Below are 12,789 nucleotides of genomic sequence, written 5' to 3'. Positions count from 1 at the left end.
CGCGGAGCGCCGAGGCGCGAATGGCCGTCAATCCTGCGAAACCCGGACCTGCGTGGCGTCCTCCTCGAAGCCCGGGTCCTGATCCACGACGTCCACGTCCTCGGCGACCCTGGTGACGTCGAGGAGGAAGAGTACCGACTCGGGCGGGCAGATCATCCGCGGCCGGTGCCCGAGCTGGCTGCTCAGCCTCGCGATCCCGGACAGCGCCGAGGAGTCCATGAATCTGATGTTGCGGGCATCGATATCCACTGGGAGTCCCAGGGAGAGCAACTCACCGATGGCTTCCGCCAGTTCGGCCTCGACGGCGATGTCGATCTCACCGGCGAGCACAAGACGGGAGCGGTTCGATGACGTCAGCACGGCGACCGAACCGGGTTCGCCGGCCGGCGGCAGGACTTTCCCCGTGGCTGTCATAATGGCCTCGTGTCTTCTCGTGGTCCTCATGGTACGCATTCACGCGGAGTTTACAGTGTAAATGCGAAAGTGGCTACGACCACGCATCGGGAACTTTCCGAGCGGACGGTCCCGGGCGCGGGTTGCCATTCCCGCTGGGCGCGGAGAGCGTCGGTGACCAGGGGAGTGCGGGCACCGAACCTCTCGGCAGGACGGGGTCTGCCCCGGATGCCACAATGGGCCCTCACGCCCAGGGCTGATCAAGGAGTTGTCATGGCCGATACGGATGCCGAGCGCGCGGACGATGGCGCCCCGGCCGGCGCCATGGGCTCCACAGCAACTGACGGCGGTCCCGAGGACCACGGTTCCGGTTCGGACGCGCGCGGGGGCCTGACGCGTGCCCAGATCATCGAGACCGCCATCGCCCTGGTCGACGCCGAGGGGGTAGGCGCGCTCAGCATGCGGCGCCTGGGTGCGGAGATCGGCGTGGAGGCGATGGCCCTGTACCGCTACGTCGACGGCAGGGAGGACCTGCTCGACGCGATGGTCGACGAGGTGTCGGGCATGGTGGAGTCGGCCGCCAGCGCCGACGTCGATTCCGCGGGAGGGTGGCGGGCGTACCTGTGGCGGCTGGCGCACCAGATGCGCGACCTGGCCCTGCGTCATCCGAACCTGTTCCCACTCGTCGCCACCCGGCACCCGGCCGCGCCCTGGCTGCGTCCGCCGCTGCGCAATCTGGAGGTGGTCGAGGAGTTCCTCTCCACCCTGCTCGGGGCGGGGTTCGACGAGGGTCAGGTGGCGGTGGTCTACCGCACCTTCGCCAGTTTCCTGCTCGGCCACCTGCTCCTGACCGCCGCACAGGAAGCCCGGCAGAATCAGGGGCCGGAGCCTTCGGCGCCGGGACCGGATGCGCAGGCGTTGACCGACTATCCCACCATCGCCTCGATCGCCACCCTGCTCAGCGCGCCGCGCAACGACGCCGAGGAGTTCGCCGAGGCGCTGGAGAACATGCTCGAGAGCATCGCTGCCACGGCCGGAGAACCCAGGTCCTGACCACCACCTGCGCCGACCGTTCCACGTCGTCACTAAGGGTGCCTCGCTGAGAGGGACGGGCCGGCGCGTTATCCTGACCAGAGCCCGCTCCTACAGGTCAACCGAGGAAGTGCCAGTGTTCGCCAGTCTCTCCGATCGGCTCAGCGCCACGTTCAAGTCCCTGCGTGGCAAGGGCCGGCTGTCCGAGTCCGATATCGAGACCACCGTGGCCCAGATCCGGCGCGCGCTGCTCGACGCGGACGTGGCGGTCCCGGCGGTCCGTGCCTTCACCGCCGCTGTGCGGGAACAGGCCGGGGGCGTCGAGGTCTCCGAGGCACTCAACCCGGCGCAGCAGATCGTCAAGATCGTGCACGCCGAACTCGTGGAGATACTGGGCGGTGAGTCGCGCGAACTGAGCCTGGCCAAGCACCCGCCCACGGTGATCATGCTCGCCGGTCTGCAAGGTGCGGGAAAGACCACGCTCGCCGGGAAACTCGGCCGGTGGCTGCGCGAACAGGGTCACACCCCACTCCTGGTGGCCTCGGACCTGCAGCGTCCGAACGCGGTGAACCAGTTGCAGATCGTGGGTGGCCAGGCCGGCGTGCCGGTCTGGGCGCCCGAGCCGGGCAACGGCGTCGGTGACCCGGTTGAGGTGGCGCGCTCCGGCGTCGCCCGGGCCCGGGACAAGCACCACGACGTGGTCATCGTCGACACCGCCGGACGCCTCGGCGTGGACACCGAGATGATGGGCCAGGCCGCCGATATCCGCGATGCGGTGCAGCCCGACGAGACCCTGTTCGTGGTCGATGCGATGATCGGGCAGGACGCGGTCACCACCGCCCAGGCGTTCGCCGACGGGGTCGGCTTCACCGGTGTGGTGCTCGCCAAACTCGACGGGGACACCCGCGGTGGTGCTGCGCTGTCGATCCGCACCGTCACCGGCAAGCCGGTGCTGTTCGCCTCCACCGGCGAGAAACTCACCGACTTCGAGCGCTTCCACCCCGACCGGATGGCCTCGCGCATTCTGGACATGGGTGACGTCCTCACGCTGATCGAGCAGGCCGAGAAGGCCTTCGACGAGCGCCAGGCCGCCGAGATCGCTGAGAAGCTCTCCGGCGACGGTGACTTCACCCTCGACGACTTCCTCAGCCAGATGCAGCAGATGAAGCAGTTGGGCTCGATGAAGAAGATGCTCGGCATGCTGCCCGGGATGGGCCAGATGCGCGAGCAACTGGAGAATTTCGATGAGCGCGACGTGGTTCGCGTCGAGGCGATCGTCCAGTCGATGACTCCGGCCGAGCGCGCCAACCCCAAGATCCTCAATGGTTCGCGCCGTTCCCGCATCGCTCGCGGTTCGGGCACCACCGTCACCGAGGTGAACCAGATGGTGGAGCGGTTCGACCAGGCCAAGACGATGATGCGTTCGATGGCCCGCAGCGGGGGACGTGGCGGCCCCGGAGGGCTACCCGGTATGGGGGGGATGCCCGGAATGGGCGGGATGCCCGGTGCGGGAAAGAAGTCCAAGGGCCGCATGCAGGCCCCCCCGAAGAACCGCAAGAAGGGCAAGTCGGGCAATCCGGCCAAGCGTGCCCGGCAGGAACGCGAGGCGGCCGAGCGCGCCGCAAAGGCCAAATCCGGCTCCTCCTTCGGGGTGGGGACCACGACCGATGAGGTCGATCCCGATTCGCTGAGTCTGCCCCCGGGGTTCGAGAAGTTCCTGGGCCGCTGATGGCTGTGCCGTCCGCCGGAGCGGACCGGTCCTGCCCTTCGGCACCTGCACCGGCCGGGTTCGGTGCGGACCGGGTGCGGAGCAGTTAGATGGACCTGATCGTCCGGGGTGAGGTGATCCTGGACGGCGCGCGGTCGGTAGGGCAGGTCGGCATTGCCGACGGCGTGCTGCGGCTCGACGACGCCGGCTCCGCCGACCGGATCATCGAGGGTTGGGCGGTGCCCGGCCTGGTGGACGTGCACTGCCACGTCGGTCTCGGCCCGCTGGGCGAGGTGGAGGAGTCGACCGTCCTGGCGCAAGCGCGCGCGGATCTGGCCGCGGGCACGCTGCTCGTCCGCGATGCGGGATCGCCGGTGGACACCCGGTGGCTCGCGGACCGCGACGATGTTCCCGAGATCATCCGCGCCGGCCGACACCTGGCCCGTCCGAAGCGGTACCTGCGCTACTTCGCCATCGAACTGGAGTCCGTGGACGAGTTGCCCGGTGCGATGGCCGTGCAGGCCCGTGCCGGGGACGGCTGGGTCAAGGTCGTGGGGGACTGGATCGACCGGGCCAGGGGACCGGCCGCGGACCTGGAACCGTTGTGGCCCGATGAGCAGCTGGCGCGCGGCGTGGAGTCGGCGCACGCAGAAGGTGCCCGCGTCACCGTGCACACCTTCGCGACTGAGACGATCGACCCGATCCTGGCCGCCGGGGTCGACTGCATCGAGCACGGCACCGGGATGAGCGCGAGCCAGATCGCCAGTGCCGCGCAGCGGCAGACCCCGGTGGTGCCCACGCTGCTTCAGGTGGGGACCTTCGACAAGATCGCCGATCAGGGTGCGGCCAAGTTCCCCGCCTTCGCCCAGCGGATGCGGGCGATGCACGCCCGCAGGTACCAGCACGTACACGACCTGTATGAGGCGGGGGTCCCGCTGCTGGTCGGCACCGATGCCGGTGGCACCCTGGCGCACGGGTTGATCGCGCAGGAGTGCGCGGAGATGGTCCGGGCCGGCGTGCCGGCCGTCGACGTGCTGGCCGCTGCGAGTTGGGCGGCACGTGCCTACCTGGGCCGCCCCGGCATCGCCGAGGGGGCACCGGCCGATCTGGTGGTCTATCCGGCGGATCCACGCGCAGACATCGGGGTGTTGGCCCATCCCACAGCGGTGATCCGGCGAGGGCGGGTGGTCGGCTGACAGGCCCGATTCCGCGCAGACATCCGAGGTCTTGTCCCTCCGTTGGCCGGGGTGTCGCGCTTGTCGCACTCCCCGTGACCTGCTTGAATCGGTGAACCAGCAGTTCAGCAACGCCGAAGGAGTCGTGTGGTGGTCGTGCACACCGAGACTCGGCCGGTCCGCAACAAGCCGAGATCGGACCTGCGACTGGCGCTGGTGTTCATCTTCCCCGCGACGGTCGGGTTGTTGACCTTCTACTTCTGGCCGCTGCTTCGCGGCCTGTGGTTGTCGATGACCTCCTGGGACCTGCTGTCCCCGGCGGAGTTCATCGGGCTGGACAACTTCACCCGGATGTTCGCCGACCCGGTGTTCTGGAACGCCGTGCGGGTCACCATCTACTACGTGATCCTCAACATCGGGTTCCAGACGGTGCTGGCCCTGCTGATCGCGGTCCTGATGCAGCGGCTCACCCAGTCCACCCTGCTGCGTTCGCTGGTGCTGACCCCGTTCCTGGTCTCGAACGTGGTGGCGGCGCTGGTGTTCTTGTGGATCCTGGACTTCCAGCTCGGACTCGGTAACCGGATCCTGACCGCGATCGGGTTCGACCCGGTGGCATTCTTCAACTCCGAGACCTGGGTGATCCCGACCATCGCCGCAGTCAACATCTGGCGGCACATGGGCTACACCGCGCTGCTGATCTTCGCCGGCCTCCAGACCATCCCGCAGAACCTGTACGAGGCCGCCCGGGTGGACGGCGCGGGGGAGGTGCGGTCCTTCTTCTCCATCACGATGCCGTTGCTGCGGCCGATCCTGGGACTGGTGCTGATCATCACCGTGATCGGCTCGTTCCAGGTGTTCGACACCGTCTCGGTGACCACTGCCGGAGGCCCGGTCGATGCGAGCAGGGTGCTGCAGTACTACATCTACGACATGGCTTTCGGCCAGTTCGACTTCGGCTACGCCTCCGCGCTGAGCGTTGCGTTGCTGGTGATCCTGATGGTGGTCACCTTCCTGCAGTACCGCGTCACGCGGGCCGGCCAATCGGATCTGAACTAGAGAGAGCGGGGTGAGGACATGACTCAGGAGAAGGTGGCCGCGGTGGAACCGGACGCCCCGATGAGGCAGGCGCAGACGTCCCGTCCCCACCGCAGGTCCGGCCTCGGGCGCATCCTCGCCTGGGTGGTGATGGTGCTCCTGTTGATCATCACCCTGTTCCCGTTCTACTGGATCCTGCGCACCGCGCTCTCCTCCAACAGCGCGCTGTACGCCAATGCCGCCTCGCTGCTGCCGGTGGAGTTCACCTGGAGCGGGTTCGCGCGGGTGTTCGGGATGCAGTCGGTGGAGGAGGCGATCGCCGACGGCGGTTCCGGGGCGCACATGGACTTCTGGCTGTACCTGCGCAACTCGGTGATCGTGGCCACCGCGGTCACGGTGTGCCAGGTGTTCTTCTCCGCAATGGCCGCCTACGCCTTCTCCCGGTTGCGCTGGCCGGGACGGGACTTCGTCTTCGGGCTGTTCCTGCTCTCCCTCATGGTGCCGCTGATCTTCACCCTGCTGCCCAACTTCCTCCTGATCCGTGATCTGGGTCTCATCGACACGCTGCTGGGCATCATGCTGCCCGGGCTGTTCATGACCCCGTTCGTGATCTTCTTCCTGCGCCAGTTCTTCATGAACGTGGCCATCGAAGTGGAGGAGGCGGCCTTCATCGATGGTGCCTCGAAGGTACGGGTGTTCTTCACCCTGATCATCCCGATGACCGTGGCACCGATCGCCACAGTCTCGATCCTGACCTACATCACCGCCTGGAACGACTACTTCTGGCCGCTGATGGTCTCCTACACCGACGAGTCCCGGGTGCTGACCGTGGCCCTGGCCACGTTCAACGCACAGACCCCCCAGACCGGACCGGACTGGTCCGGCCTGATGGCGGCGACCCTGGTGGCGGCCCTGCCCATGCTGGTGCTGTTCATGCTCTTCGCCAAGCGCATCGTCAACTCCATCGGTTTCACCGGGATCAAGTGAGGAGCGCCATGATGAACCCCACCACCCGGACCGGCCGAGTGACGCACGGTGCCACCCGCAGTCGTTCCTACCGGGGTGAGACCGGACCGACCACACGCTCCACCGCCGGGGGACGGCGCCGTCGGCTGCGGATCTCCTCGGTGGCCGCGCTCGCTGGTGCAGGCCTGGTGCTGGCCGGATGCGCGGCGCCCGAACTGGGCGATGAGGTGCACCTGGACTACTGGTTGTGGGACGCCAACCAGTTACCGGCCTACCAGCAGTGCGTGCAGGCCTTCGAGGACGCCAACCCCGACATCAACGTGCGGGTGAGCCAGTACGGGTGGGACGACTACTGGCAGAAGGTCACCGCGGGATTCGTAGCCGGCGCGGGCCCGGACGTGCTCACCGGCCACCTGACCCGATACCCCGAGTACGTCACCCGTGAGGTGTTGCTGGATCTGAACGAGTTGGAGGCCACCTCCCAGATCGAGCCGGATGAGTTCCAGGAGGGGCTCTCGGAGTTGTGGGTGGGACCCGATGGCGGCTGGTACGGGATCCCCAAGGACTTCGACACCATCGCGTTGTTCTACAACCAGGCCCTGCTGGCCGATGCCGGGCTGGAACCGGAGGACCTGGAGGGCCTGGACTGGAACCCCGACGACGGCGGCACCTTCGAGGAGGTCCTCGCGCGACTGTCGGTGGACGCCAACGGGGTGCGCGGCGACGAGGACGGTTTCGACCCGGGCAACGTGGTCACCTACGGCATCGCCTCCAACGGGTCCGGCGGCTTCGACGGGCAGACCCAGTGGTCCTGGCTGGCCGGCGCCACCGGGTGGGAGTACACCAACGCGCAGGTGTGGGGGGATGAGTACAACTACGACGATCCGCGGTTCCTCGACTCCATCGAATGGCTCTTCTCCCTGGTGGACAAGGGGTTCATGCCACCCTTCGAGATCGGCGGAACCGACCCCAACCCGGTGCAGCAGTTCGCCTCCGGGCAGGCGGCGATCTCGGCCAACGGGTCCTGGATGATCCGCAGTTTCGCGGCCCTGGACGGGGTGGAGATGGGCATCGCTCCCGTCCCCAGCGGACCGGTGGGCCACCCGGTCTCGATGTACAACGGCTTGGCCGACAACATCAACGCCCAGACCGAGCACCCCGAGGAGGCGGCCCGGTTGGTGGCCTACCTGGGATCCGATGAGTGCCAGATCACGGTAGGGGAGCAGGCGGTGATCTTCCCGGCCCGGCCTGCGGGCACCGAGGCAGCGGTGGAGGAGTTCGCAGCGGAGGGGATCGATGTGACCCCCTTCACCGACCTGGTGGACAACAACTACACGGTGCTGTTCCCGGTGACCGACCACGGCGCCGCGATCACCTCACTGGTGACACCGGTGATGGACTCGATCTACCTGGGCACCCGGGACGTGCAGGCGATGGCGGAACTGAACGACCAGATCAACAACATGTTCGAGTAGTGAACTCCTCGGCCGAGCAGGGGCCGGCTCCCTGTGCGCTCATGCCGGCGACGCACTGAGCCTTCCAGCGGCCTGAGGGCCTGCGCCGGTGCGGCGTCGCCCGCCGATGACCCCGGCACTGCCCTGCCGCTGCGCCCCTCGTGCCCCGTTGGGCGCAACTGCGCTCCCGATGCGCCCCTTCGGCCCGACAGCGCCCCGCCGGTGCGCCGCCGCGCCCTGGTGTCAGCGGGAGGAGGTCCATGGATGGATTGACAGGTCTTCGGTCCTATGGTTCATTAGTGCAGTAATGAACCAGGGAGGTGGGATGTTCGACGGTCCTGAGCCGATCTACGTGCAGATCGCCGATCAGATTCGCGCCGACATCATCGGCGGCCGGCTGGCCGCCGGCGACCAGGTCATGTCGACCACGCAGTACGCCACCACCTACCGGATCAACCCGGCCACCGCCGCAAAGGCCTTCACCGAACTGGTGGCCGAAGGGATTCTCTACAAGCAACGAGGAGTGGGCATGTTCGTCGCCGAGGGGGCTCCGCAGAGGTTGCGGGCCCAGCGCCGCGAGGCGTTCTTCACCGACTGGATGGACCCGGTTCTGCGGGAGGCGCGGATGCTGGGCATCGATACCGCCGACCTCCTCGCCTACATCCGGAAGGGAGGCCGGCTGTGAGCGGGCTGAGCATCAGCACCGAGCAACTTGGTGTCCGGTTCAAGGACACCCAGGCCCTACAGAACGTCAGTGTGCAGTTCGATGCGGGTGCGATCCACGGCCTGCTCGGACGCAACGGCTCCGGCAAGACCACGCTGCTGTCGACGATCGCGGCACTGCGCCGGCCCACCACCGGCGCCGTGTTGGTGGGCGGCGAGGATCCGTTCGAGAACGAACGGATCATGGGCGACATCTGCATGATCCGCGAGAGCGGCGATGTCCTCACCGACGAGAAGGTGCGCACCAACCTGGACTACTTCGCCGACGTGCGCAGGTACTGGGACGCCGACTACGCCGGGGAATTGCTGGAGGCCTTCGAACTCTCGCCCAAGAAGCGCCCGGACAAGCTCTCCCGGGGCCAGCGATCGGCCCTCGGGGTGGTGCTGGGTCTGGCCAGCCGGTCACCGGTGACCCTGTTCGACGAGGTGCACCTGGGTATGGACGCCCCGTCCCGGTACCGGTTCTACGACCTGCTCCTGGCCGACTACGTCGAGAACCCCCGCACGATCGTGCTCTCCAGCCACCTGATCAGCGAGATCGAGCAACTATTCGCCGGCGTCACGATCCTGCACTCCGGGCGCGTGCTACTCAATGCCGACGCCGAGGACCTGCGGGCTCGCGGAGCCAGCCTCACCGGCGCCGCCGAGGCCATCACCGACCTGACCGCCGGGCTACAGGTGCTGTCCACCCAGGCGCTGGGACCCACCCAGCAGACGACCGTGTTCGGCGACCTCGATCCCGACCTTCGCCGGCGGGCCAAGGAGTCCGGCGTCGAGATCGGCCCGGTCCCGCTGCAGGACCTGTTCGTCCATCTCACCTCCGGGGAGAACCGATGACCACCACCACCCGTCTCCGACCGAACTGGATCGTGGCCACCCGGACCCTGATCGAGGCGCACCTGCGTGTGGCCGTGTGGCTCTGGGGGGTCCTGGTACTGCTGCTCATCACCGCGCACATCCTGATGAGCGGGATCATCCCGACCCGGGTGCTGGTTGCGCCGTACGGCACCCACGCCTCCACCTGGTTCGCTTTCTCCCTCGCGCTCATCTTCGTGCTGGCCTACCTGCCGGTGCACGTGCTGTCCGGGATGACCAGAAGGGCCTTCATCCGGGCGAACGTGCTCACCGCGCTCATCATGGGGGTGCTCTACGGTGCAGCGCTGTACCTGCTCGCCGTCCTGGAGGCGCTGGTATTCCCCGACGCGGCGATGCTGCTCGAGGACGGGCCGATGCTCGGTTCGGGCGCCACCTGGGGGATGTTCGTGGGCCAGTGGTTGCTGTCCACCACGGCGATCATCTGCGGCCTGCTGGTGGCGATGGCCTACTACCGCACCAGCGCGCTGCTGGGCACCGTGCTGCTCATCCCCACCGTCGGCCCCGTGCTCGTGGTGATCGCGCTGACCGCGAGCGATGCGCCGATCCAGGCCTGGCTCGGTCTGCCCACCGGGGCCGGATGGGCGGTGGCCTTCGCCCTCATCGTCGTCGCTACCGGCGCTTTCGCTTTCCATCTCGTTACCCGCAACGTTCCCATCAACTCCGTGGAGTCATCATGACGATCACCACCCAACCGGTCATCGAGATCACTGGCCTGCGCAAGATCTACGGCGACACCGTCGCCGTCGACAACGTCAGCCTGCAGGTCCAGCCCGGAGAGATCTTCGGCGTGCTGGGCCCCAACGGTGCCGGCAAGACCACCACCGTGGAATGCCTCGCCGGGCTGCGTACCGCCGACGCCGGGACCGTGCGCATCCTCGGCCGCGACCCCCAACGCGACCCGGCCTCGGTTCGGGAGGTGCTGGGGATCCAACTGCAATCCTCCCGGCTGCCGGCCAAGATCACCGTCGCAGAGGCACTTCGGCTGTACGCCTCCTTCTACGCCGATCCCGCCGATGCCGACGAACTGCTGGCACTGCTGGGTCTGCACGACAAGCGGCACACCAAGTTCGAGGCACTCTCAGGTGGGCAGCAGCAACGTCTGTCCATTGCCCTGGCCCTGATCGGCAACCCTCACGTGGCGATCCTGGACGAACTGACCACCGGCCTGGACCCCCAGGCCCGCCGGGACACCTGGAAACTGGTCGAGCAGGTCCGCTCCCGCGGCGTGACGATCGTGCTGGTCACCCATTTCATGGAGGAGGCCGAACGGCTCTGTGACCGGCTGGCGATCATCGACCGTGGCCGGATCGTCGCCGAGGGTGCCCCGGCCGCCCTCATCGCCGACCTGGAGGAGGAGCGGACCTTCCGGATGCGACTGTCCGAGGCACTCGATGAGCAGGTGCTGCACAACCTTGCCGACGTGGACCAGGTGCGCCACGTGGGTCACGAGATCGAGGTCAGCGGCTCCCGCACGGTGCTGCCCTCCACCCTGCTCGCCCTGGCCGAACTCGACATCGTCCCCGACGAGATCCGAACCCTGAACCGTTCTCTGGAGGACGTGTTCGTGGCAACGACCGGCCGCGAACTGTCCGTCGCCGATGCCGACTCGGAGGTCTCCGCATGACTGCCACCACCACCCGTCCACCTGTCCCGCGCGGTCTGGGCCAACTCACCCGCACCGAAGCCCGGCTGTTCAGCCGCGACTTCGGCTCGGTCTTCTTCGCCCTGATCTTCCCTACCGTCCTGCTTGTGGGCATGAGCCTGGTCATTCCAGGCATGCGCACCGAGGTGGAGGGGGTCGGGCCGCCCTGGGACGGGTTGCAGGTCATCCACGTCTTCACCCCAGCCCTGGTCAGCGTCGCGATCGCCACCGTCGGGCTCACCACGTTGCCTGCCTATCTGGCCGGCTACCGGGAACAGGGCGTCTTCCGCCGGCTGGCCACCACCCCGATGCGCCCGGCAGGGGTGCTGTACGCGCACATGGTGATCAGCATCGTCACGCTGTTGATCGCCGCGGCGCTGGCGGTGGTCGTGGGCGTGTTCGCCTTCGACGTGCCCCTCCCGTCCCAGCCGCTGGTGCTGGCCGCAGCGTTCCTGCTGGGCGCCGGGACGATGCTCGCGATCGGGCTTCTGATCGGTGGGCTCGCCCCGAAAGCCAGCACCGCTTCCGGAATCGGGATGCTGACGTACTTCCCCATGCTGTTCTTCGCCGGGCTGTGGACCCCGGGGCCGATGATGCCCGACACGCTCCAGACCATCGCCACCTACACCCCGTTGGGAGCGGCGAGCCAGGCGCTGTCGGAGGCATGGTTCGGCACCGGCACCCCGTGGCTGCAACTGGGAGTCATGGGTGCCTATACGGTGGTCTTCTTCGCCGTCGGTGCCCGCACCTTCCGCTGGTCCTGACGGCGGCCCCGCCCGGTCCCGACCGGACCGGCGGCTTGGTGTGGCGTGTATCCCATCACAGCGGGCGTGCGGCTGTGGCCCGGTGCTGCCGCGATCTGGCACAATGGCCCGCTGTACCCATCGTGGTGCCTGGCCCTCTCTCCGCGCACCGTGATGTGTCCCGGGCGACCTGCCCACCCTTGTCCCTACAGGGTGTGCCGCGAGCCCTCCCAAACATTCGAGGAGTAACCACCAACGTGGCCGTCAAGATCCGTTTGAAGCGCATGGGCAAAATCCGGGCGCCCTACTACCGCATCGTCGTCGCCGACTCCCGCACCAAGCGTGATGGCCGGGTGATCGAAGAGATCGGCAAGTACCACCCCACCGAAGAGCCGTCCGTCATCGACGTCGACTCCGAGCGGGCCAAGTACTGGCTCGGGGTGGGCGCACAGCCCACCGAGCAGGTGCTCGCACTGTTGAAGGTGACCGGCGACTGGCAGAGTTTCAAGGGTCTGCCCGGCGCCGAGGGCACCCTGCGGACCAAGGAGGGCGGTGCCGACGCCGCCGAGGCGATCAAGGCCGCCGAGGCTGACGCCGAACTGCGCAAGGCGCAGGCGGCCAAGGCCAAGGAAGACGCCGCCAAGGCTGCCGAGGAATCTGCTGAGAAGCACGCCGAAGACGCGAGCGCTGCGCAGGAGCCGGCTGAGGCCGACGACGCAGCCGGCGACGGCAGCGGCGAGGAGCCGGAGGCGCAAGCCTGATGCTGGCCGATGCACTCGAGCACCTGGTGCGCGGCATCGTGGACAACCCCGACGACGTCCGGGTCGACACCAAGACGCTGCGCCGCGGTGACCTGCTCGAGGTGCGGGTCAACCCCGCCGACCTCGGGCGTGTGATCGGACGCTCCGGTCGCACCGCCCGCGCCCTGCGAACCGTGATCGGGGCACTCGCCACCGATGGCCCGGTTCGCGTGGACGTCGTGGACGTGGACCGACGCTGAACCGGTCCGAACGACGCAGCCACCCAGCCCCCCGGGGCCGGG

At 67.9% G+C, this 12,789-nt stretch carries 14 protein-coding genes; 13 read left to right on the top strand and 1 reads right to left on the bottom strand.

Annotation, left to right across the window (positions count from 1 at the left end; translation table 11 throughout):
• Positions 1-27: 27 nt before the first annotated feature.
• Entirely contained in the window at positions 28-414 is a 387-nt protein-coding gene (locus ACO0LV_RS13375) for an STAS domain-containing protein (RefSeq protein WP_424788410.1), read from the bottom strand.
• A gap of 252 nt (positions 415-666) precedes the next feature.
• Here ACO0LV_RS13375 and ACO0LV_RS13370 point away from each other — a divergent pair, with 252 nt between their 5' ends.
• The 13 genes from ACO0LV_RS13370 to ACO0LV_RS13310 all read left to right on the top strand — a co-directional run bounded on the left by ACO0LV_RS13370 (position 667) and on the right by ACO0LV_RS13310 (position 12,747).
• On the top strand, positions 667-1,446 hold the full coding sequence (locus ACO0LV_RS13370; protein WP_424788409.1) for a TetR/AcrR family transcriptional regulator: 780 nt from the start codon (positions 667-669) through the stop codon (positions 1,444-1,446).
• A 115-nt stretch (positions 1,447-1,561) separates the two neighbouring features.
• Complete coding sequence (gene ffh, locus ACO0LV_RS13365) at positions 1,562-3,154, top strand: signal recognition particle protein (RefSeq protein WP_424788408.1); 1,593 nt, start codon at positions 1,562-1,564, stop codon at positions 3,152-3,154.
• A gap of 89 nt (positions 3,155-3,243) precedes the next feature.
• A complete protein-coding gene (locus ACO0LV_RS13360; RefSeq protein ID WP_424788407.1) occupies positions 3,244-4,329 on the top strand; it encodes an amidohydrolase family protein in 1,086 nt (361 codons plus the stop codon).
• A 135-nt stretch (positions 4,330-4,464) separates the two neighbouring features.
• Positions 4,465-5,364: a carbohydrate ABC transporter permease gene (locus ACO0LV_RS13355; protein ID WP_424788526.1), complete on the top strand. Its 900-nt coding sequence runs from the start codon at positions 4,465-4,467 to the stop codon at positions 5,362-5,364.
• A gap of 18 nt (positions 5,365-5,382) precedes the next feature.
• A complete protein-coding gene (locus tag ACO0LV_RS13350; RefSeq protein WP_424788406.1) occupies positions 5,383-6,330 on the top strand; it encodes a carbohydrate ABC transporter permease in 948 nt (315 codons plus the stop codon).
• 11 nt (positions 6,331-6,341) lie between these two features.
• The gene (locus ACO0LV_RS13345) at positions 6,342-7,784 is read left to right on the top strand and encodes an ABC transporter substrate-binding protein (RefSeq protein ID WP_424788405.1); all 1,443 of its coding nucleotides are present in this window, start codon (positions 6,342-6,344) and stop codon (positions 7,782-7,784) included.
• Positions 7,785-8,088: 304 nt separating this feature from the next.
• Positions 8,089-8,448, top strand: coding sequence for a GntR family transcriptional regulator (locus tag ACO0LV_RS13340; RefSeq protein ID WP_424788404.1), 360 nt, complete (start codon positions 8,089-8,091; stop codon positions 8,446-8,448).
• Positions 8,445-9,323, top strand: a complete 879-nt coding sequence (locus ACO0LV_RS13335; RefSeq protein WP_424788403.1) for an ATP-binding cassette domain-containing protein — start codon at positions 8,445-8,447, stop codon at positions 9,321-9,323. Before ACO0LV_RS13340 ends, ACO0LV_RS13335 begins: the two co-directional genes overlap by 4 nt.
• Entirely contained in the window at positions 9,320-10,039 is a 720-nt protein-coding gene (locus ACO0LV_RS13330) for a hypothetical protein (protein WP_424788402.1), read from the top strand. Before ACO0LV_RS13335 ends, ACO0LV_RS13330 begins: the two co-directional genes overlap by 4 nt.
• Positions 10,036-10,986 carry an ABC transporter ATP-binding protein gene (locus ACO0LV_RS13325; protein WP_424788401.1) on the top strand — a complete coding sequence of 317 codons (951 nt, stop codon included), beginning with the start codon at positions 10,036-10,038 and terminating at the stop codon, positions 10,984-10,986. Before ACO0LV_RS13330 ends, ACO0LV_RS13325 begins: the two co-directional genes overlap by 4 nt.
• Entirely contained in the window at positions 10,983-11,768 is a 786-nt protein-coding gene (locus ACO0LV_RS13320; RefSeq protein ID WP_424788400.1) for an ABC transporter permease, read from the top strand. Before ACO0LV_RS13325 ends, ACO0LV_RS13320 begins: the two co-directional genes overlap by 4 nt.
• Before the next feature lie 236 nt (positions 11,769-12,004).
• Positions 12,005-12,508, top strand: a complete 504-nt coding sequence (gene rpsP, locus ACO0LV_RS13315) for a 30S ribosomal protein S16 (protein WP_424788399.1) — start codon at positions 12,005-12,007, stop codon at positions 12,506-12,508.
• A complete protein-coding gene (locus tag ACO0LV_RS13310; RefSeq protein WP_424788398.1) occupies positions 12,508-12,747 on the top strand; it encodes an RNA-binding protein in 240 nt (79 codons plus the stop codon). The genes rpsP and ACO0LV_RS13310 overlap by 1 nt, the downstream gene beginning before the upstream one ends.
• Positions 12,748-12,789 lie beyond the last annotated feature (42 nt).

The organism is Pseudactinotalea sp. Z1739 (genome assembly GCF_049725055.1).
Classification (GTDB): Bacteria; Actinomycetota; Actinomycetes; order Actinomycetales; family Beutenbergiaceae; genus CALKWS01.
The sequence above is the reverse complement of the archived record's forward strand: the minus strand, read 5'-3'. Positions and strand labels throughout refer to the sequence as shown.